The 19380-nt window shown below is 62.9% G+C and carries 19 protein-coding genes; 9 read left to right on the top strand and 10 right to left on the bottom strand.

Going from position 1 to position 19380, the window contains the following annotated elements; all coding sequences use genetic code 11:
* Positions 1-45: 45 nt before the first annotated feature.
* Genes ubiE through G7016_RS00715 form a run of 9 tightly spaced genes read left to right on the top strand, consistent with a single transcriptional unit; the run spans position 46 to position 6058 of the window.
* Complete coding sequence (ubiE, locus tag G7016_RS00675) at positions 46-816, top strand: bifunctional demethylmenaquinone methyltransferase/2-methoxy-6-polyprenyl-1,4-benzoquinol methylase UbiE (RefSeq protein ID WP_181110910.1); 771 nt, start codon at positions 46-48, stop codon at positions 814-816.
* Positions 816-1439, top strand: coding sequence for a ubiquinone biosynthesis accessory factor UbiJ (locus G7016_RS00680; RefSeq protein WP_181110911.1), 624 nt, complete (start codon positions 816-818; stop codon positions 1437-1439). Before ubiE ends, G7016_RS00680 begins: the two co-directional genes overlap by 1 nt.
* Positions 1436-3046, top strand: coding sequence for a ubiquinone biosynthesis regulatory protein kinase UbiB (ubiB, locus tag G7016_RS00685; protein WP_181110912.1), 1611 nt, complete (start codon positions 1436-1438; stop codon positions 3044-3046). Before G7016_RS00680 ends, ubiB begins: the two co-directional genes overlap by 4 nt.
* Positions 3047-3097: 51 nt before the next feature.
* A complete protein-coding gene (gene hisI / locus G7016_RS00690) occupies positions 3098-3496 on the top strand; it encodes a phosphoribosyl-AMP cyclohydrolase (RefSeq protein ID WP_181110913.1) in 399 nt (132 codons plus the stop codon).
* On the top strand, positions 3489-3824 hold the full coding sequence (locus tag G7016_RS00695) for a phosphoribosyl-ATP diphosphatase (RefSeq protein ID WP_121782595.1): 336 nt from the start codon (positions 3489-3491) through the stop codon (positions 3822-3824). Before hisI ends, G7016_RS00695 begins: the two co-directional genes overlap by 8 nt.
* A gap of 25 nt (positions 3825-3849) precedes the next feature.
* Positions 3850-4119: a twin-arginine translocase TatA/TatE family subunit gene (locus G7016_RS00700; RefSeq protein WP_181110914.1), complete on the top strand. Its 270-nt coding sequence runs from the start codon at positions 3850-3852 to the stop codon at positions 4117-4119.
* Positions 4120-4122: 3 nt separating this feature from the next.
* Entirely contained in the window at positions 4123-4569 is a 447-nt protein-coding gene (tatB, locus tag G7016_RS00705) for a Sec-independent protein translocase protein TatB (protein ID WP_181110915.1), read from the top strand.
* Positions 4566-5354, top strand: a complete 789-nt coding sequence (tatC, locus tag G7016_RS00710) for a twin-arginine translocase subunit TatC (RefSeq protein WP_181110916.1) — start codon at positions 4566-4568, stop codon at positions 5352-5354. Before tatB ends, tatC begins: the two co-directional genes overlap by 4 nt.
* Positions 5351-6058, top strand: a complete 708-nt coding sequence (locus tag G7016_RS00715) for a 16S rRNA (uracil(1498)-N(3))-methyltransferase (RefSeq protein ID WP_181110917.1) — start codon at positions 5351-5353, stop codon at positions 6056-6058. Before tatC ends, G7016_RS00715 begins: the two co-directional genes overlap by 4 nt.
* 166 nt (positions 6059-6224) lie before the next feature.
* Here G7016_RS00715 and mdoH read toward each other — a convergent pair whose 3' ends face one another.
* The 10 genes from mdoH to hutU all read right to left on the bottom strand — a co-directional run bounded on the left by mdoH (position 6225) and on the right by hutU (position 19245).
* Positions 6225-8792 carry a glucans biosynthesis glucosyltransferase MdoH gene (gene mdoH, locus G7016_RS00720; RefSeq protein ID WP_181110918.1) on the bottom strand — a complete coding sequence of 856 codons (2568 nt, stop codon included), beginning with the start codon at positions 8790-8792 and terminating at the stop codon, positions 6225-6227.
* Positions 8785-10524, bottom strand: a complete 1740-nt coding sequence (locus G7016_RS00725) for a glucan biosynthesis protein G (RefSeq protein ID WP_308812121.1) — start codon at positions 10522-10524, stop codon at positions 8785-8787. The genes mdoH and G7016_RS00725 overlap by 8 nt, the downstream gene beginning before the upstream one ends.
* Positions 10525-10799: 275 nt before the next feature.
* Positions 10800-11237, bottom strand: coding sequence for a D-aminoacyl-tRNA deacylase (gene dtd, locus G7016_RS00730; RefSeq protein ID WP_181110919.1), 438 nt, complete (start codon positions 11235-11237; stop codon positions 10800-10802).
* Complete coding sequence (gene pip, locus G7016_RS00735; protein WP_181110920.1) at positions 11234-12205, bottom strand: prolyl aminopeptidase; 972 nt, start codon at positions 12203-12205, stop codon at positions 11234-11236. The genes dtd and pip overlap by 4 nt, the downstream gene beginning before the upstream one ends.
* A 119-nt stretch (positions 12206-12324) precedes the next feature.
* The gene (gene hutG / locus G7016_RS00740; protein WP_181110921.1) at positions 12325-13131 is read right to left on the bottom strand and encodes an N-formylglutamate deformylase; all 807 of its coding nucleotides are present in this window, start codon (positions 13129-13131) and stop codon (positions 12325-12327) included.
* The gene (hutI, locus tag G7016_RS00745; protein ID WP_181110922.1) at positions 13128-14348 is read right to left on the bottom strand and encodes an imidazolonepropionase; all 1221 of its coding nucleotides are present in this window, start codon (positions 14346-14348) and stop codon (positions 13128-13130) included. Before hutI ends, hutG begins: the two co-directional genes overlap by 4 nt.
* A 1-nt stretch (position 14349) precedes the next feature.
* Positions 14350-15171, bottom strand: coding sequence for a quaternary amine ABC transporter ATP-binding protein (locus G7016_RS00750; RefSeq protein WP_181110923.1), 822 nt, complete (start codon positions 15169-15171; stop codon positions 14350-14352).
* Positions 15168-16019, bottom strand: a complete 852-nt coding sequence (locus tag G7016_RS00755) for an ABC transporter permease (RefSeq protein WP_181110924.1) — start codon at positions 16017-16019, stop codon at positions 15168-15170. The genes G7016_RS00750 and G7016_RS00755 overlap by 4 nt, the downstream gene beginning before the upstream one ends.
* Positions 16020-16077: 58 nt before the next feature.
* Positions 16078-17538: a purine-cytosine permease family protein gene (locus tag G7016_RS00760; protein WP_181110925.1), complete on the bottom strand. Its 1461-nt coding sequence runs from the start codon at positions 17536-17538 to the stop codon at positions 16078-16080.
* 39 nt (positions 17539-17577) lie between these two features.
* On the bottom strand, positions 17578-19245 hold the full coding sequence (hutU, locus tag G7016_RS00765; RefSeq protein ID WP_181110926.1) for a urocanate hydratase: 1668 nt from the start codon (positions 19243-19245) through the stop codon (positions 17578-17580).
* Positions 19246-19380 lie beyond the last annotated feature (135 nt).

Genomic DNA, 19380 nt, shown 5'->3' on the forward strand with positions numbered 1-19380 from the left:
CCCCGGCCTATTAGAATGGCCGGTAATTTTTCCGGTGACAGCGATATGAACGATCAGCGCAAAGGCAGCGATGCCGAACCCACCACTCACTTCGGCTATCAGAACGTTCCCGAAAGCCAGAAGGCGAAAAAGGTCGCGGAAGTGTTCCACTCGGTGGCGGCCAAATACGATGTGATGAACGACCTGCTTTCCGGTGGCATGCACCGCCTGTGGAAGCGCTTTACCATCGAGTTGTCCGGCGTGCGCATGGGCAACCGGGTGCTGGACATCGCCGGCGGCACGGGCGACCTCACTCGCAAGTTCTCCCAGCTGGTTGGCCCTACCGGCGAAGTGGTATTGGCCGACATCAACGCCTCGATGCTCAAGGTAGGGCGGGACCGCCTGCTGGACCTGGGCGTGGCGGGCAATGTGCAGTTCGTGCAGGCCGACGCTGAAAAGCTGCCCTTCCCCGACAATCACTTCGATTGCGTGACCATCGCCTTCGGCCTGCGCAACGTGACCCACAAGGAAGACGCCCTGCGTTCGATGCTGCGCGTGCTCAAGCCGGGTGGGCGGCTGTTGGTGCTGGAGTTCTCCAAGCCCACCAGCAAGGTCATGTCCAAGGCCTACGACGCCTATTCGTTCGCCTTCATGCCGCTGATGGGCAAGCTGATCGCCAATGATGCCGAGAGCTATCGCTATCTGGCAGAGTCGATCCGCATGCACCCCGACCAGGAAACCCTCAAGGCCATGATGGTGGATGCCGGCTTCGACCGCGTGACCTATCACAACATGACCTCGGGTATCGTTGCCCTGCACCGGGGCATCAAACCCTGATGTTGACCGATGGCCTGCTGGCTGCGATCGAGGCCGGGCTCAATGCCACCTTGCGGCTGGACAGCACTGCACTGCCACGGCTTGGGCGCCTGCAGGGCCAGGTTATCCTGGTGGACTGCGCGCAGCCGCGGCAGCGCCTCTATCTGATACCTGGCCCCGCAGGCCTCACCCTCGCCCGCCATTGGGAGGCGCCACCTGACTGCACGCTTCAGGCCCCGCTGGGCACGCTGATACAGCTGGCCCTGCGCAAGGACAAAACCCGCGTACTGCATGCACCCGAGGTTTCGCTCAGCGGCGACAGCGCCGCGCTGACCGAGCTGGCGGCCATACTGCAAGGCCTGGAGCTGGACTGGGAATACGAAATTTCCCGCTGGCTGGGCCCGGTACCGGCAGCCTTGCTGGGCGGGCATGTGCGTTTGCGCGCTCAATGGGCGCAACGGGGCAGCGCCCGGATGTTGGCCACGCTTTCCGATTACTTGAACGAAGAAACCCGAACCCTGGTCGGAAAGCGAGAAGCCGAGGCGCGCCTGCGCGAGCTCGACCAGCTCAAGCTCGACACCGACCGCCTGCAAGCGCGTTTCGACCGCCTGCTCCGAACCCTTGAAGCCAGCGATAACGCATGAAGCTGCTCGCCGCCGTACTTCGTTTGTTCCGCATCCTGCGCGTTGCCATCCGTTTCCGCCTCGATGACCTTCTGCTCGCACTGCCGTTGCCCTGGTGGCTGCGCATCCTGCGCTTCGGCATGCCGTGGCGCTGGTTCCCGCGCAGCAACCGCCAGCTCAGCCGGGGTGCCTGCCTGCGCCTGGCGCTCCAGGACCTGGGCCCGATCTTCATCAAGTTCGGGCAAATCCTTTCCACTCGCCGTGACCTGCTGCCCGAAGACATCGCCGACGAGCTGATGCTGCTCCAGGACCGGGTGCCGCCATTCGATCCGCAGCAGTCGATGCAATTGATCGAAGCCCAGTTGGGCATGAAGATTACCAGCGTGTTCAGCCGCTTCGACGTCGAACCCATGGCCTCGGCCTCTGTGGCGCAGGTTCACGCCGCGCGGCTGAAAACCGGTGAAGAGGTAGTGGTCAAGGTGGTGCGGCCAGGCCTGCGCCCGATCATCAGCCAGGACATCGCCTGGCTGTTCATTCTGGCGCGCCTGGCCGAGCGCGTGTCCGCCGATGCCCGCCTGCTGCACCCGATCGACGTGGTGGCTGACTACGAGAAAACCATCTACGACGAACTGGACCTGCTGCGCGAGGCCGCCAATGCCAGCCAGCTGCGGCGCAACTTCGAAGACTCCGACCTGTTGTACGTGCCCCAGATCTACTGGGACTGGTGCCGGCCGAAAGTGTTGGTGATGGAGCGCATCTACGGCATTCAGGTCAACGACCTGGCGACCTTGGCCGACCAGCGCACGGACATGAAGCTGCTGGCGGAACGGGGCGTGGAGATTTTCTTCACCCAGGTGTTCCGGGACAGCTTTTTCCATGCAGACATGCACCCGGGCAACATTTTCGTCAGCACGGTGGCACCGTGGGACCCGCGCTACATCGCTATCGACTGTGGCATCGTCGGCAGCCTCACACCGGAGGACCAGGACTACCTGGCCCGCAACCTGTTTGCCTTCTTCAAGCGTGATTATCGCCGTGTAGCCCAGCTGCACATCGATTCGGGCTGGGTGCCCGCCGAAACCAAGCTCAACGAGTTCGAAGCCGCGATCCGTACCGTCTGTGAGCCTATCTTCGAAAAGCCGCTCAAAGACATTTCCTTCGGTCAGGTCTTGATGCGGCTGTTCCAGACCGCGCGCCGCTTCAACATGGAAGTGCAGCCGCAGCTGGTGCTGCTGCAGAAAACCCTTTTGAACATCGAAGGCCTGGGCCGCCAGCTGTATCCGGACCTTGACCTGTGGGCGACCGCGCAGCCGTTCCTGGAGCGCTGGATGCGTGAGCGGATGAGCCCGCGCACGGTGCTCGGCAACGTGCAGGCCCAGATCGAGCAACTCCCGCACCTGGCCAACATGACCCGCGACCTGCTGGAGCGCATGTCCCAGCCGCACCGCAAGGACGCTCCCCCGCCCTGGCGGCGCCGCCGCGAGGAAATGGCGCTGCGGGTAATGGGTGGTGTTCTGGTAGCGGCTGGTGCGGTAATGGCGTCCACCGCTGGCACCTTGAACAGCCTCGAAGGCTGGCCGGCGTGGGTAATGCTGGCCTGTGGGGTGTATCTGATAGCGCGTGGATAGCCAGTGGCAGGCTAGGCTGGCACACTAGCGAAACACGTGGTGGAGCAAACGATGAAAGACTGGCTGGACGAGATCAACTGGAACAGCGACGGCCTGGTACCGGCCATCGCCCAGGATCACCGAACCGGGCGCGTGTTGATGATGGCCTGGATGAACCGCGAGGCCCTGGCCCTTACCGCGCAGGAAAACCGCGCCATCTACTGGTCGCGCTCGCGCAACCGGCTGTGGCGCAAGGGTGAGGAATCCGGCCACGTGCAAAAGGTGCATGAGCTTCGCCTGGACTGCGACGCCGACGTAATCGTCATGGCGGTCGAACAGCTTGGCGGTATCGCCTGCCACACAGGCCGCGAAAGCTGCTTTTACCGGGTGTTCGAGAACGGCGCGTGGAATACCGTCGAACCTGTTCTCAAAGACCCCGCCGCTATCTATCAAGGGCACAACCATGAATGACACCCTCGCTCGCGTGGCCGAGGTGCTGGAGTCCCGCAAGGGCGCTTCGGCAGACAGCTCCTACGTTGCCAGCCTCTACCACAAGGGTTTGAACAAGATTCTGGAGAAGGTGGGCGAAGAGTCCGTGGAAACGATCCTCGCGGCCAAGGACGCCGAGCGCAGCGGCGACTGCAGCGATGTCATCTACGAGACCGCAGATCTATGGTTCCATAGCTTGGTAATGCTCGCGGCGCTGGGCCAGCACCCCCAAGCCGTGCTGGATGAACTCGAACGCCGCTTCGGCCTCTCTGGCCACGCGGAAAAAGCAGCCCGCACGCCGTCGGCCTGAACCTCATTCTTTTACGGAGTTGCCCATGGGTATCTTTGACTGGAAACACTGGATCGTCATTCTGATCGTGGTTGTACTGGTATTTGGCACCAAAAAGCTGAAAAACCTGGGCACCGATGTGGGCGAGTCCATCAAAGGCTTCCGCAAGGCCATGAACGATGAAGAAAAGCCCAGCGAGCCGCAGCAACCCGTTCACCCGCAGGCCACTTCCCCGATCACGCCGCCGCCAACCACGCTCGATGGCCAGCACACGCGTGTGGACGAACCCGTGCGGAAAGACGCAACCAGGGACTGAGCCATGTTCGGGATCAGTTTCAGCGAGCTGTTGCTGGTAGGGCTTGTAGCCCTGCTGGTGCTTGGGCCAGAGCGCCTGCCCGGCGCCGCGCGTACGGCGGGGCTGTGGATTGGCCGGCTCAAGCGCAGCTTCAATTCCATCAAGACCGAGATCGAGCGGGAATTGGGCGCGGATGAAATTCGCCGCCAGTTGCACAACGAGCACATCCTCTCGCTGGAGCAGGAAGCCCGCAAACTGATCGACCCGCAGGGGGCCAATCAGGCCTCGCCTTCGATCCACCCGCCCGCGCAAGCCGAACCTCCGGCGGCGGCGGCCTCGGCCAGCGTAGAGCGCACCGGGATCAGTAGCGGGCCCGCTACCAGCGAAGTTGCTACCACGCCCGCCGAGCCGCTGAAAACCGAGCCACAGCCGGCTCCGCGCCCGCCACAGGATTCAACCCCAGCACCATGAGCGAAATACCCGAAGACGACCAGCCCATGCCGCTGGTGTCCCACCTGACCGAATTGCGCAGCCGCCTGCTTCGTTGCGTTGCCGTTGTGTTCGTGGTGTTTGCCGGGCTGTTTTCGTTTGCCCAGCAGATCTACACCCTGGTATCGGCGCCACTGCGGGCCTACCTCCCACCGGGGGCGACCATGATCGCCACGGATGTGGCCTCGCCGTTCCTCACGCCGTTCAAGCTCACCATGACGGTGTCCCTGTTCCTGGCGATACCGTTGATTCTCCATCAGGTATGGGGATTCGTAGCGCCGGGGCTTTACCGCCACGAGAAACGCATCGCCATCCCGCTGTTGGTCTCCAGCATTCTGCTGTTCTATGCGGGCATGGCATTCGCGTACTTCGTGGTGTTCCCGCTGATGTTCAAATTCTTCGCCGCGGCCACGCCAGACGGTGTTGCCATGATGACGGACATCACCAGCTACCTCGACTTCGTGATGACCCTGTTCTTTGCGTTCGGGGTAGCCTTCGAAATTCCCGTCGCGGTGATACTGCTGGTGTGGATCGGTGTAGTGGACGTGAAAGCGCTGAAAAAGGCGCGCCCCTACGTGATCATCGCCTGCTTCGTGGTGGGCATGGTGCTTACACCGCCTGATATCTTCTCCCAGACGTTGCTGGCAGTACCGATGTGGCTGCTATTTGAAGTGGGCGTACTGTTTGGCGCCTTGATCCGCAAACGTAGCGAAGAGGCCGCCGAGGCCCAGGATCGCAACGATCAGCCACCCGCTACCCGCTCATGAACCTGTTGCTTCTGGAGCCGTCGGACTTTATCGACGAAGGCCGCGTACGGCTGACCGGCCGCCGTCTTACGCACATGCGTGAAGTGCATCGGGCCGAGGTAGGCGACACGTTGAGAGTCGGTTGCCTGGATGGCCTCATGGGCGAGGGGCATATCGATGTGCTGGACACGAACTGCGCCGAACTTCGCGTAGCGTTCGACCATCCGCCGCCCGCCAAGCTGCCCCTTACACTGGTATTGGCGCTGCCACGGCCCAAGATGCTGCGCCGTGTATTCCAGACGGTTGCTACGCTGGGCGTGCCTCGGGTGATCCTGGTGAACAGTTACCGGGTAGAGAAAAGCTTCTGGCAAACGCCCTTCCTGCAACCTGAAGCCATTCGCGAGCAATTGCTACTCGGCCTGGAGCAAGGCCGGGATACGGTGCTGCCGGAAGTGATCATCGAGAAGCGCTTCAAACCCTTCGTGGAGGACCGGCTTGGCGCAATCGCAAGCGGCACCCAAGGGTTGATCGCCCACCCCGGAGAATTTCCACCCTGCCCGCGCGCGGTCGAAGGCCCTGTCACCCTGGCCATTGGCCCGGAAGGCGGCTGGATTCCCTATGAAGTGGAGTTGCTCAAGCTGGCCGGGCTGAAGCCCGTGCAGATGGGCGAGCGCATACTGCGGGTGGAAACGGCGGTAACGGCGCTGCTGGCCAGGTTGTTCTAGGCGCGCATCCTTGTTCGCGAGCTACGCCCGCTTCCTACAGGCCAACTGCGCGGGTGTAGGAGATGGGCGGAGCCGAAGGCGTAGCTCGCGAATAAGGCATAAGAAACCGCTCAAGACAGTTCCCCCCAGGCCTCACAGCGTGCTGTGAGACCTGCCTTTCGTGGGATCAGGCGTTGGCCAGCGTACCGTTCAATACCGGCTGAAGCGGTAGCGCGGGTGCGTGGGGGTCTGCCGCGACGGAAGCGCGCCAGGTGGCCAGCCACGCTTCGTTACGGGTTTCCCATACCTGCTGGTGCAGCCGGCTCAATGCAACCGGATCGCTCAGCAAGTACAACCGGGCATTGCCATCCAACGAATCGGGGCCGCCCTGAAGCGCCTTGCCGACCATGGTTTCACGCATGGCCTCAACCGGCCTGGCATGCCCATGGCGCGCCGTGGCCAGGGCGCAAGCGAGCGCGTTCTGACGCGGATCGACCACTGCCCGCACAAAGCCCTGGTGCAGCGCATGCCAGCGGTTTTCATGGGTATAGGCGTCGGTGGACACGAGCTCCTGCGGCGGGTTGTATTCCTCCGGTATCAGGAACATCTTCTCGTCCTTGGCCCGCAAGCCGAGGTTGGTGCGGCTGGAAATCACCGACACCGGAATCGACAGCATCAGCGACACCACGATCGGCGCCAGCCACCACAGGAAGCTCGGGTTCAGCGCCGCGACCAGCAACGCCCACACCAGGCCCAGCAAGGTTTGCGGGCCATGACGGCGGACCGCCTCGCCCCATGGAGTGGAGTCGTCATCGCGCTGCGGCGAGTTCCAGGTTGCCGCCCAGCCAAGGAACGCGGCCAGTACGAAACGGGTGTGGAAGATCATCCGCACCGGCGCCAGCAGCATGGAAAACAGCATTTCCAGCAGCATGGACAAGGTGACCTTGATTCGCCCGCCGTACTCTTTCGCACCCTTGGCCCAGATCAGGATGATGCTGAGCAGCTTGGGCAGGAACAACAGCACGATAGTGGTCGAGAACAGGGCAATTGCCTTGTCCGGGTGCCACTGCGGCCATAGCGGGTACAGCTGTCGAGGCTCCAGGAAGTACGTCGGCTCCATCAGGGTGTTCACCGCCAGCAACGCTGTGGATAGCACCAGGAAGAAGAACCACAGCGGCGCAGACAGGTACGACATGACCCCGGTGAGGAATACCGCCCGGTGTACCGGGTGCATGCCCTTGACCAGGAACAGCCGGAAATTCATCAGGTTGCCGTGGCACCAGCGTCGGTCCCGCTTGAGCTCGTCGAGCAGGTTGGGCGGCAGTTCCTCATAGCTGCCTGGAAGGTCGTATGCGATCCATACGCCCCAGCCAGCGCGACGCATCAACGCGGCTTCCACAAAGTCGTGAGACAGGATGGAGCCCGAGAACGCCCCCTTGCCGGGCAGTGGCGCCAGCGCGCAGTGCTCGATGAAGGGCTTCATCCGGATGATCGCGTTGTGGCCCCAATAGTGGGACTCACCCAGCTGCCAGAAGTGAAGGCCGGCGGTGAACAATGGGCCATACACGCGGGTAGCGAACTGCTGCAGGCGTGCATAGAGAGTATCCATGCCCGATGCCTTGGGCGCGGTCTGGATGATACCGGCGTCCGGTGTAGCTTCCATCAGCCGTACCAGAGACGTGAGGCATTCGCCGCTCATCACGCTGTCGGCGTCCAGGACCACCATATAGCGGTAGTCGCTGCCCCACCGGCGGCAGAAGTCGTCCAGGTTCCCGCTTTTGCGTTTGACGCGGCGGCGACGGCGGCGATAGAAGATCTTGCCGAAGCCCTTGGTTTCGCGGCACACGTCCAGCCAGGCTTGCTGCTCAGCCACCGCGATATCACCGCTGTAGGTGTCGCTGAGGATGAAGAAGTCGAAGCGGTCCAGGTCGCCGGTCGCGGCCACGGATTCGAAGGTAGCGCGCAGGCCGGCGAACACCCGGGGCACGTCTTCGTTGCAGATCGGCATCACCAGCGCGGTGCGCGCGCCCGGCTCGATGGGTTCGTTACCCGCACTGGCACCGGAGATGCGGTACTTGTCCCGACCGGTCAGCAGCTCAAGGAAGCCCATGAGCGCGGTCCAGAACCCGGCCGACACCCAGCAGAACAGGATGCCGAACAGGATCAGGATGGTCGTTTGCAGTACATACGGCAGTACCTGCTGCGCGGTTTGCAGCAAGGGCTGATGGGCCACTTCGTCGAGATCGACCAAGGCCCAGCCCTGATACGGCAGGATGCCCTTCATGTAATAGCCGGCGACAAGGGTTTGCCCCAGCATCAACACCAGCAGAATGTAGCGGCGGATCGAACCCACCATGCGCCAACGCGCCTTGGGCAATTCGCGGCGGTCATCGGTGGGCTGGGGCGGGGTGCCCTTGCCCAGCAGCCGACGCCAGCCACGGGCCACGATGTTGGTTTTCCAGGGCTCGGGCACCATGCGAGTGCGATGGATCGGCGGAGTAGCCTTGAGCCGAACCCGGCCGGCGGCATCCACGTCCAGCATCTCATGCTGTTCAAGTTCAGCAGCAGAGCCGATCGTGAGGCGAGGCCCCACGGAGGCATGCGCGCCCGTCTCGGCCCCATCGGGCCGGGAAAGACGCTGGTGCAGTTCGGCAAAGGAGCCGCTCTGCGCCAGTTCACTGCGCTGCTCCTCGCTCAATGGCAGGTGCGCCAGGTACTCGGGGAGCGTTTCGGGTCGTTCTGTTGGCTTACTCATCGGCAGGCAACTGGTAGCTCCAGGTTTCAGTCAACACTTCTTCAGTCTTGACCGGTTCAGCAGGTTGCGGCGCGGGCTCCGCTGCGGCCGTGGTCTCGGCAGGCGCGGCAGCCTTGTCGTGCTTGCCACCCTTCTTGTGCCCATGGGAAGGCTCTTCGGCCTTGACCTCGGCAACCGGCTTGGGCGGATCGACCGGCACGATGTCCTGCACCAGTGCCGCGCGCATTTCCACCGGCTTGCTGCCGTCTTTCACCTTGATCCGCAAGGTCAGGCGCCAGCCCTGGGTTTCCGGGTTGTAGCGCACGCTGTTTTCCACGAGGTCGGCGTTGTCGCTTACGCTGACCTGGCTGCGCACGCCAGCGTCGTCCAGCAACGATTTGAGCTTCGGCCCTTCGAAATCGATCAGGAAGGCCAGGCTGCCGTCGGGTTGGCGAACCAGGTTGGACTGCTTCACGTCACCGGTGGAGCGCAGGGTCTGCTTGACCCAGGCGATATCGTTGGAATGCAGCTCGGACTCGTCGGTGGTCCAGTGGATGCGGTAGTTATGCTCGAGCGGCTGACCTGGCTCTGGCATCTTTTCCGGGCTCCAGAACGCAACGATGTTGTCGTTGGTTTCGTCGGCGGTAGGGATTTCTACCAGTTCCACGGTGCCCTTGCCCCAATCGCCACGGGGTTCGATCCATGCGCTTGGGCGACGGTCATAGCGGTCGTCCAGATCTTCGTAGCGGCTGAATTCACGCCCGCGCTGCAGCAAACCGAAACCTTGCGGGTTTTCCACGGTGAAGCTGCTGATTCCCAGATGTTTGGGGTTGTTCAGCGGGCGCCAGATCCACTCGCCGTTACCGGCATGGATCGACAGGCCATTGGAGTCGTGAAGCTCGCGACGATAGTTGAGCACGCGGGAGGGCTGGTTGGAGCCGAACAGGTACATGCTGGTCAGCGGAGCCACACCCAGGCGGCTTACATGGTCACGCAGGTACACGCGCGATTGCACGTCTACCACGCTGTCGGTACCCGGGCGCAGCACCAGGCGATAGGCGCCGGTGGAGCGCGGCGAGTCGAGCAGCGCATAAATGATCAGCTGCTTGTCTTCGGGGTTTGGCTTCTCGACCCAGAACTCGGTGAAGCGCGGGAATTCCTCACCCGACGGCAAGGCGGTGTCGATCGCCAGGCCACGGGCGGAGAGGCCGTAATTCTGGCCTTTGCCGATCACCCGGAAGTAGCTGGCACCCAGCAGGGTCATTACCTCGTCCTGCTTGTCCGACTTGTTCAGCGGGTACAGCACCCGGAAGCCGGCCCAGCCCAGGTTTTCGGTGCTTTTGGGGTCGAACTGAAGGTCGCCGAAGTCGAACCGCTGCGGGTCGTACTTGATTTCATCGACGGTGGTGGCGGTCACTTCGTTGATTTTCACCGGCGTGTCGAAATGCATGCCCTGGTGATAGAACGACAGCTTGAACGGCGACTTCTCGTCAGCCCATTCCACCTTGTCGGTGCGGAACTGGATTTTCTGGTAGTCCGCGAACTTCATGTCGCGGAACAGCGGAGGCAGGTTGCTTTTGGGGGCTTCGTATTTCTGTCCGGCAAGGTCCTTCGCCCTGGCGGCAACGTCGTCGAGGCTGAACGCCCACAGCTGCCCAGCGCCAAACAGGCAGAACAGCGCGGAGCCTGCCATGAAGGCGTGGCGCAAGCGTTTGCCGGTTGTTCTTGGTTTGTTACACGGACTTGCAATCACGAGCTACCCTCGCCGAAAAACAGATATTGAACCAACGACCAGCTGCGGTTGCCGGGTTGGCGAGCATTGTTCCGACTCCAAAAGGGCTTAATGATTCCCTAAACGGCGGCGGCCCAGCACTCAACTTAGAACAAAACCGGGGATGCAACCTCTGCCCCCCCGGCGCGCGATTATCTAGCACGCCGCGTAACAACGCATCAGGGGCAGGGAAGAAATTCTGCTACAAAATTGGATTTTTCACGCCCCGGCGGGGAATTTCATACGGCAGAGATGTTTCAGGCCTGCAGCAGGAAGGTTACCGGGCCGTCATTTACCAGATGAACCTGCATATCGGCGCCAAAACGGCCGCTTTGCGTTTCCGGATGAGCGTGCCGAGCCTGCTCCAACAGGTAGTCGAACAGTTCCCGTGCAAGCGCTGGCGGAGCCGCGGTGGAAAAGCTCGGGCGCAGGCCGCTGCGGGTGTCCGCTGCGAGGGTAAATTGCGAAACCAGCAGCAGGCCGCCGCTTACGTCAGCGAGCGAGCGGTTCATGCGGCCTTCTGCGTCACAGAACACTCGGTAGTTGAGTAGCCGATGCAGCAGTTTTTCCGCATTCGCCGTGGTATCGCCCGGCTCCACGGCGACCAGCACCAGCAGCCCCTGCTCGATTGCACCGACAACTTCGCCCGCCACCTCGACCCGCGCGCTGGCCACGCGCTGAAGCAGCCCCTTCATGCTTCTTCGAGGGGCAGGTCCAGCAGGCGCCGGGCCATCTGGTCGGCCGCGCGCACGAGGGCATCGATGATGCCGGGCTCGGAGCCCGCATGGCCTGCGTCCCGAATGACCTTCAGCTCACTGTTGGGCCAGGCCTGATGCAGCTCCCAGGCATTATCCAAGGGGCAGATCACGTCATAGCGACCGTGAATGATCACAGCCGGAAGGTGAGCGATCTTGTGCACGTCACGGATGAGTTGGTCCGGCTCCAGGAAGGCGTTGTTGATGAAATAGTGGGTTTCGATACGGGCGATCGACAGCGCGCGCTGCGGCTCGGAAAAGCGGTCGACCACCAGCGGATTGGGCCGCAGGGTAGCCGTGCGCCCTTCCCAGATGGACCAAGCCTTGGCGGCATGCATCTGGGCGATCTGGTCGCTGCCGGTGAGGCGCTTGTGGAAGGCCTTGAGCAAGTCGCCGCGCTCTTCGTGCGGGATAGGCGCAAGGTAATCCTGCCAGTAATCCGGGAACATGCGGTTGGCGCCGTTCTGGTAGAACCACTGGAACTCCTGAGGGCGGCACAGGAAAATGCCGCGCAGGATCAGCCCGTGCACACGCTCCGGATGGGCTTGAGCGTAGGCCAGCGCGAGGGTAGACCCCCAGGAACCACCGAACAGCACCCACTTGTCGATGCCCAGGTGCTCACGAATGCGCTCGATGTCACGCACCAGGTCCCAGGTTGTGTTGTTTTCGAGGCTGGCGTGCGGCGTGGAGCGGCCACACCCACGCTGGTCGAAGGTGACGATACGGTACAGGTTGGGATCGAAATAGCAGCGGCTTGCCGCATCGCAGCCGGCGCCCGGGCCACCATGGATGAACAGTACCGGCAGACCCTCAGGGGAACCGCTCTCGTCGACGTACAGCACATGCGGTTCATCCACGGCGAGATCGTGCCGTGCATAGGGTTTGATCTGCGGATACAGGGTCAGCATCTGGCGCTCCGTAAGGGTTTGATCAGCCGTGGGCCATCATAAACCTGAAACGGCTGTATGTGCTCGTCTAAACGCTTCGGCGGTTGTTCTGCCCCTTGGTTCGCCGGCAGTGCCGGCTCCTACGTGCGCGGGTAGGTTTCCCGCCCCCAGGCCAGCGCGGTTTCCAGCAGCCGGCGCAGCACAGCGCGGGTGGGCTCGGCCAGGTCAGGGCGATAATCGAATGGCGGCTGCTCATTCATATAGGTCGCCTGGCCCAGTTCCAGCTGAACAGCATGGATGTCGTTTGCCGGCGCACCGTAGTGGCGGGTGATGTGCCCTCCCTTGAAACGGCCATTGAGCACATGTGTATAGCCCGCCGCTTGAGCACATGCCTGCTCAAGCCGCGAGGCCAGCTCCGGGGCGCAGCTGGCGTTGTTGAAAGTGCCAAGGTTGAAGTCCGGCAGCTTGCCGTCGAACAACCGGGGCACATGGGAGCAGATGGAATGCGCATCCCACAACAACGCATAGCCATGAACCTCCCGCAAGCGGGCCAGCTCCTGGGCGATCCGCTGGTGGTAAGGGCGCCACACCTCCTCCAGATAACGTGCGCGTTCTTCGGCAGAGGGCGCCCGGCCCGGCTGGAACAACGGTGTGCCATCGAACAAGGTGTCGGGGTAAAGCCCAGTAGTAGCACCGGCATAGAGCGGCTTGTCGTCGTCCGGGCGGTTCAGGTCGATCACGAACCTGGAGTATTCGGCTACCAGCACGCTTGCCCCTAGCTCACCGGCAAAATCGTACAGCCGCGGAATATGCCAGTCGGTATCCGGCAAGCTGCGCGCGGGCTCTGCCAGGCCCTGGTCCACCGCCGGCGCAAGGCGTAGGCCGGCATGGGGCACGCTGATCAGCAGCGGCACGCTGCCCTGTGTGAAGGTGTAGGTGTCGTTCATCTGCGTTCCTGCGTGAAGGTGAGTTCCGCGCCATGGCGGATGATGCGTTTATCCAGGTCCCCGCCCAGCCAATAGGCCAGGTCCGCCGGGCGCTCGATGTCCCAGGCCACGAAGTCGGCGACCTTGCCCGGTTCCAGAGAGCCGTGGCTACCACCCAGGCCCAGCGCCCGCGCGGCGTGCAGGGTTACGCCGGCCAGCGCCTGTTCGGGTGTGAGGCGGAACAACGTGCAGGCCATGTTCATCATCAGCCGCAACGAAAGCGTGGGCGATGTGCCGGGGTTGCTGTCGGTGGAAATGGCGATCGCCACTCCGTGATCGTGCAATGCCTGCATCGGTGGCAATTGAGTTTCCCGAAGGAAGTAGAAAGCGCCGGGCAACAATACGGCCACTGTGCCTGCCGCAGCCATGGCCGCGGCATCCGCTTCGGTCATGAACTCCAGGTGGTCCGCCGACAGGGCCTGGTACCGCGCCGCCAGGCTCGAGCCTCCCAGCGAGGACAGTTGTTCGGCATGCAGTTTCACCGGCAAGCCCAGCCGCGCGGCCGTCTGGAACACCTGCTCGACCTGCGCTGGGGAAAACGCCAGGTACTCGCAGAACGCATCCACGGCGTCCACCAGGCCCTCGCTCGCCAGCGCAGGCAGCAACTCATTACACACGTAGCCGATGTAGCCTTCGGCGTTGCCTTTGTACTCCTCCGGCACCGAATGGGCGGCAAGGCAAGTGGCGCGTGTGGTGACGGGCAACTCAGCGCCCAGGCGTCGAATCACACGCAGCATCTTGCGCTCGCTGGCCAGGTCCAGGCCGTAGCCAGACTTGATCTCCACCGTGGTCACGCCTTCCCGTTGAAGGCAGGCCAGACGGCGGCGGGCGCTGTCGAACAACGCTTCTTCGCTGGCCGCCCTGGTAGCCCGCACGGTGTTGGCGATCCCGCCACCGCTGGCGGCAATCTCGGCGTAGCTCACGCCCTGCAAGCGCTGCTCGAACTCACCGCTGCGATTGCCGCCGTATACCAGGTGGGTATGGCAATCCACAAAGCCCGGCGTTACCCAGCGCCCTTGCAGGTCGACCAGTTCGGCGGCAGCCTCACGCGGCGCATTGGTGTGGGGCCCGATCCACTGGATCAACCCGCCGTCGGTGAGGATGGCGGCATCTTCGATAATCGAATAGCGGCCCTCGGCAAGGGTCGCTGCATGGCAGTTGTGCCAAAGGGTTGGCATATCAATCTCCAATCTCGCGCACACGGCGCTGAACAAATCGGCTGACGTACTCGTCGGCGGGGTGCTGCAGAATGTGTTGTGGCGCGCCGACCTGAACCAACCGGCCATCGCGCAGGATGGCAATCCGGTCGCCCAGGCGCAGCGCTTCGTCCAGGTCATGGGTGATGAACACGATGGTTTTGCGCAGGCGCGCCTGCAGGTCCCGCAGTTGCTCCTGCAGGTCGCTGCGAATCAGCGGGTCCAGGGCGCTGAAGGCCTCGTCCAGCAGCAGGATGGGCGTATCGGTGGCCAGCGCCCTGGCCAGGCCCACGCGCTGGCGCATGCCGCCAGACAGCTGTTCGGGCCAGTGGTCGGCGTAACCGTCCAGCCCAACCTGGCCGATCCAGTGCCGCGCACGTTCACGGCTTTCACCTGGCGAATCGCCCCGTAAACGAAGCCCGTAGGCCACGTTGTCCAGCACGTTCTTGTGGGGGAACAGGCCGAAGCTCTGGAACACCATACTGATGTCGCGCCGGCGGAACTCACGCAGGCGGCCGGGCCCGTAGCCCAGCACGTTTTCCCCCTTGACGATCACTTCCCCGCGGGACGGATCGATCAATCGGTTCAGGTGCCGCACCAGCGTGGACTTGCCCGAGCCGGACAGGCCCATGATCACGAACACTTCGCCGGCCTCGATGCTCAGAGAGACATCCGCCACGCCTACCACGCAGCCGGTTTCGCTGAGAATTCGGCTTTTTTCCGCGCCTTGATCCAGCAATGTGAGGGCGCGCTCGGGATGTCGCCCGAACACCTTGGTCACGTGACGCAGCTCGATCGCGCTCATTTGCCAGCCCTCCGCCGAGGCTGCCCATACGCCTGGGTGATGCGGTCGATCACGATCGCCAGCGCGACGATGGCAAGGCCGGCTTCCAGGCCCTTGCCTACGTTCAGCGTCTGGATGCCTGCCAGCACATCTTCGCCCAGCCCGCGTGCGCCAATCATGGAAGCGATCACCACCATCGACAGCGCCATCATGGTGGTCTGGTTGATACCCGCCATGATGCTGGGCAACGCCAGCGGCAACTGCACCCCGATCAACTGCTGCCAAGGGCTGGCACCGAAGGCGTTGGCCGCTTCCATGATTTCCCGATCCACCTGCCGTATACCCAGGTCGGTAAGGCGAATCACCGGCGCAATGGCGTACACCACCGTGGCGAAGATTGCCGGCACCTTGCCCAGGCCGAACAGCATCAGCACGGGGATCAGGTACACAAAGCTCGGCAGCGTTTGCATCACGTCGAGCAAGGGCAGCAATACCGCGCGCAAACGGCGTGAACGGGCGGCAAACATCCCTAGCGGAACCCCGGCGAGAACAGCCAGAACGGTGGCGACCAGCACCAGGGCAAGGGTTTGCAGCAGTTTGTCCCACAGCCCCACCGCACCCACCAGAAACAGCAGCCCCACCATGAGACCAGCCACGTACCAGCGGCGGCTCGCATGCCAGGCCAACGCACCTACGATGATCAGCAACAACCACCAGGGTGTGGCACGCAGCAGGCTTTCGAGCCCTACCAACACGGCCAGCAAGGAATCGGATACCTGCCGAAGGGTGTCGCCATAACGGCCGACCAATTGGTCGACCCAGGCATTCACCCCATCGGCGATGGAAAACGTAAGGCTGTCGGGGAACATAGGCAGTGCTCATCTTGGTGTTATCACCAGCCTAGGACACCCAACGTAGCGCAGCGGCTCAAACCGCACGTGCCTGGCTGAAACCTTGACCCGTGCCGGGTTCGCTATCAGCCGGCAGCACCAGTTGCGCCGGCACTGGCCGAGGCCAGCGACGGGCCGCCCAGTAGTACACCACCGCCGGCAGCACCAGGCCGATGATCCAGGAAATATCGGTGTCTCCCAACGGCTCAACCAAAGGCCCGGTATAGAAGTGTGTGGAAATGAAAGGCATCTGGACCGCCACGCCAAGTACGTACACGGCGATGCCCACAATGTTCCACGCGCCATAACGCCCAGCCGGATCGTTCAGCGCGGGCAGGTCATAGCGCTCTTTGCTGATGCAGTAGTAGTCCACAAGGTTGATGGCGCTCCAGGGGGTAAAGAACGCCAGCAGGAAGAGAATGAAGGCCGAGAAGTCCTTGAGGAAGGAATCCTTGCCCAGCAGCGCCAGGCTGGTAGAGATCACCACCATCGCCACGATGCACAGGAGGCGGGTGGTTGCGCCGATGCGCCGCTGGCCGGACACGCCGGTGAAAATGGTCGCCATCGACATGAAGCTGCCGTAGGCATTGAGGATGGTGATGGTGAGCTTGCCGAACGCGATGCTGAAGTACAGCGCCGCGGCCACCGCGCCGGTGCCGCCCAGGCCCACGATGAAGGCAACCTCATGATGCGCGAAACCCTTGCCCGCCAACGCGGCGGCGAACACCCCGAACACCATGGCGGCTTGAGCGCCGATTACCGAACCCAGGCCCACGGCCCAGAATGTTCCGCTCATGGAAGTAGACCGCGGCAAGTAGCGTGAATAGTCCGCTACATAGGGGCCGAACGCGATCTGCCAAGAGGCCGACAACGACACCGCCAACAAGAAGCTGCTCAGGGAAAAATGCTTGTTGGCCAGCAGCGCCGAAATGTCGTTGCCTGCCAGCAAGGCGTAGAACAGGTAAGCGAACGCCAGCACACCCAACACACTGGCCACTCGGCCCACCAGGTGAATCACCCGGTAGCCGAATACCGTGAACAGCACGATGATCACCGCGAACACACAGATGCCTTGCCAGTCTGCCAGGCCCGCCAGTTGCGCCACGGCCTGCCCGGCCAGCACCGAACCGCTGGCCGAGAAGCCGATGTACATCAGGCACACCAGCACCAACGGGATTACCGCCCCGTATACCCCGAACTGTACGCGGCTGGAGATCATCTGCGGCAACCCGAGGCGCGGGCCTTGGGCGGCGTGCAACGCCATTACCGCGCCGCCGAGCAATTGCCCCAGCAGCAGGCCCACCAGCGACCAGAACACATCACCCCCCAACACCACTGCCAGCGCGCCGGTCACGATCGCGGTGATCTGCAGGTTGGCGCTCAGCCACAGGCTGAACTGGCTACCCAGCCGGCCATGGCGCTCGGCGTCTGGTATGTAGTCGATGGAGCGCCGTTCGATCAACGGGGTGTTTGCAAGGTCTCGCGTATCTACCGGCATACCAGATCTCCAAGCGTTGGGGGATGTTCCAGAGGGTGGTCAGTTGTGGTCGATCATCGGCAGGTTCAGGCCCTGTTCACGGGCGCACTCGATGGCAATCGGGTAACCGGCGTCGGCATGGCGCATTACCCCGGTGGCCGGGTCGTTATGCAGCACGCGGGCGATGCGCTCGGCGGCTTCGTCGGTGCCGTCGCACACGATCACCATCCCCGAATGCTGCGAGAAGCCCATGCCTACGCCGCCGCCGTGGTGCAGCGATACCCAGGTGGCGCCGCTCGCGGTATTCAACAGGGCGTTGAGCAATGGCCAGTCGGAAACGGCATCGGAGCCATCGCGCATGGCCTCGGTTTCCCGGTTGGGGCTGGCCACGGAGCCGGAGTCCAGGTGATCGCGGCCAATCACGACAGGCGCGGACAGCTCACCGCTGCGCACCATTTCGTTGAAGGCCAGGCCCAGCTTCGCTCGCTGCCCCAGGCCTACCCAGCAAATGCGTGCCGGCAAGCCCTGGAAGCTGATGCGTTCGCGGGCCATGTCCAGCCAGTTGTGCAGGTGGGCATCGTCCGGGATGAGTTCCTTGACCTTGGCGTCCGTCTTGTAGATGTCCTGCGGGTCGCCCGAGAGTGCAACCCAGCGGAAAGGGCCTACGCCGCGGCAGAACAGCGGGCGGATATACGCCGGCACGAAGCCCGGGAAGTCGAAGGCATTTTCCACGCCCTCTTCCTTGGCCATCTGGCGGATGTTGTTGCCATAGTCGAACGTGGGAACGCCCATCTGCTGGAACGCCAGCATGGCGCGTACGTGGTCGGCCATGGACTGGCGCGCGGCTTTCACCACCACGGCAGGCTCTTGCAGGGCGCGGCTGCGGTAGGTTTCCCAGGTCCAGCCTTTAGGCAGGTAGCCGTTGAGCGGGTCGTGAGCGCTGGTCTGGTCGGTGACCATGTCGGGGCGCACACCGCGACGTACCAGCTCTGGCAGGATGTCCGCGGCATTACCGCACAGCGCGATGGACACGGCACGGCCTTCACCGGTGTAACGCTGGATGCGGGCCAGCGCGTCGTCCAGGTCATCGGCCTGCTCGTCCACATAGCGGGTTTTGAGGCGGAAGTCGATCCGGCTCTGCTGGCACTCGATGTTCAGCGAGCAGGCGCCGGCCAGGGTAGCCGCCAGTGGCTGCGCGCCACCCATGCCGCCAAGGCCTGCGGTAAGCACCCATTTGCCAGTGAGGTTGCCGCCATAGTGCTGGCGCCCAGCTTCCACGAAGGTTTCGTAGGTGCCCTGCACGATGCCTTGGCTACCGATGTAGATCCAGCTGCCTGCGGTCATCTGGCCATACATGGCCAGGCCCTTTGCATCCAGTTCGTTGAAGTGCTCCCAATTCGCCCAATGCGGCACCAGGTTGGAGTTCGCAATCAGCACGCGCGGGGCGTTGGCGTGGGTCTTGAACACCCCTACCGGCTTGCCCGATTGCACCAGCAGCGTTTCGTCGGCTTCGAGGTTGGTCAGGCTTTCCACGATGCGGTCGTAGCACTCCCAGTTACGCGCGGCACGGCCAATGCCGCCGTACACCACCAGTTCCTTGGGGTTCTCGGCCACTTCGGGGTCGAGGTTGTTCATCAGCATGCGCAGCGGGGCTTCGGTCAGCCAGCTCTTGGCGGTGAGTTGGGTGCCACGGGGCGCGCGGATGTTTACGTCACGGAAGGTGGTCATCGGGTGGTCCTCTGAATGGGAACGGTTGTTTCGTCCGCACACATATTTACTTGTATGTACAAGCATATGCAATCAGGAGGCCAAAGTTATTCAACGCCCGTTAGTAAAGGGTTTGATAATTTTCAGCAGATGGAA

The sequence above is a fragment of the Pseudomonas japonica genome (assembly GCF_013522925.1).
Classification (GTDB): domain Bacteria; phylum Pseudomonadota; class Gammaproteobacteria; order Pseudomonadales; family Pseudomonadaceae; genus Aquipseudomonas; species Aquipseudomonas japonica_A.

Excerpts from the sequence above, each read along its gene's own strand:
- ubiE (WP_181110910.1), top strand. The coding sequence starts at position 46 with ATGAACGATCAGCGCAAAGGCAGCGATGCCGAACCCACCACTCACTTC.
- G7016_RS00680 (WP_181110911.1), top strand. The coding sequence starts at position 816 with ATGTTGACCGATGGCCTGCTGGCTGCGATCGAGGCCGGGCTCAATGCC.
- ubiB (WP_181110912.1), top strand. The coding sequence starts at position 1,436 with ATGAAGCTGCTCGCCGCCGTACTTCGTTTGTTCCGCATCCTGCGCGTT.
- hisI (WP_181110913.1), top strand. The coding sequence starts at position 3,098 with ATGAAAGACTGGCTGGACGAGATCAACTGGAACAGCGACGGCCTGGTA.
- G7016_RS00695 (WP_121782595.1), top strand. The coding sequence starts at position 3,489 with ATGAATGACACCCTCGCTCGCGTGGCCGAGGTGCTGGAGTCCCGCAAG.
- G7016_RS00700 (WP_181110914.1), top strand. The coding sequence starts at position 3,850 with ATGGGTATCTTTGACTGGAAACACTGGATCGTCATTCTGATCGTGGTT.
- tatB (WP_181110915.1), top strand. The coding sequence starts at position 4,123 with ATGTTCGGGATCAGTTTCAGCGAGCTGTTGCTGGTAGGGCTTGTAGCC.
- tatC (WP_181110916.1), top strand. The coding sequence starts at position 4,566 with ATGAGCGAAATACCCGAAGACGACCAGCCCATGCCGCTGGTGTCCCAC.
- G7016_RS00715 (WP_181110917.1), top strand. The coding sequence starts at position 5,351 with ATGAACCTGTTGCTTCTGGAGCCGTCGGACTTTATCGACGAAGGCCGC.
- mdoH (WP_181110918.1), bottom strand. The coding sequence starts at position 8,792 with ATGAGTAAGCCAACAGAACGACCCGAAACGCTCCCCGAGTACCTGGCG.
- dtd (WP_181110919.1), bottom strand. The coding sequence starts at position 11,237 with ATGAAGGGGCTGCTTCAGCGCGTGGCCAGCGCGCGGGTCGAGGTGGCG.
- pip (WP_181110920.1), bottom strand. The coding sequence starts at position 12,205 with ATGCTGACCCTGTATCCGCAGATCAAACCCTATGCACGGCACGATCTC.
- hutG (WP_181110921.1), bottom strand. The coding sequence starts at position 13,131 with ATGAACGACACCTACACCTTCACACAGGGCAGCGTGCCGCTGCTGATC.
- hutI (WP_181110922.1), bottom strand. The coding sequence starts at position 14,348 with ATGCCAACCCTTTGGCACAACTGCCATGCAGCGACCCTTGCCGAGGGC.
- G7016_RS00750 (WP_181110923.1), bottom strand. The coding sequence starts at position 15,171 with ATGAGCGCGATCGAGCTGCGTCACGTGACCAAGGTGTTCGGGCGACAT.
- G7016_RS00755 (WP_181110924.1), bottom strand. The coding sequence starts at position 16,019 with ATGTTCCCCGACAGCCTTACGTTTTCCATCGCCGATGGGGTGAATGCC.
- G7016_RS00760 (WP_181110925.1), bottom strand. The coding sequence starts at position 17,538 with ATGCCGGTAGATACGCGAGACCTTGCAAACACCCCGTTGATCGAACGG.
- hutU (WP_181110926.1), bottom strand. The coding sequence starts at position 19,245 with ATGACCACCTTCCGTGACGTAAACATCCGCGCGCCCCGTGGCACCCAA.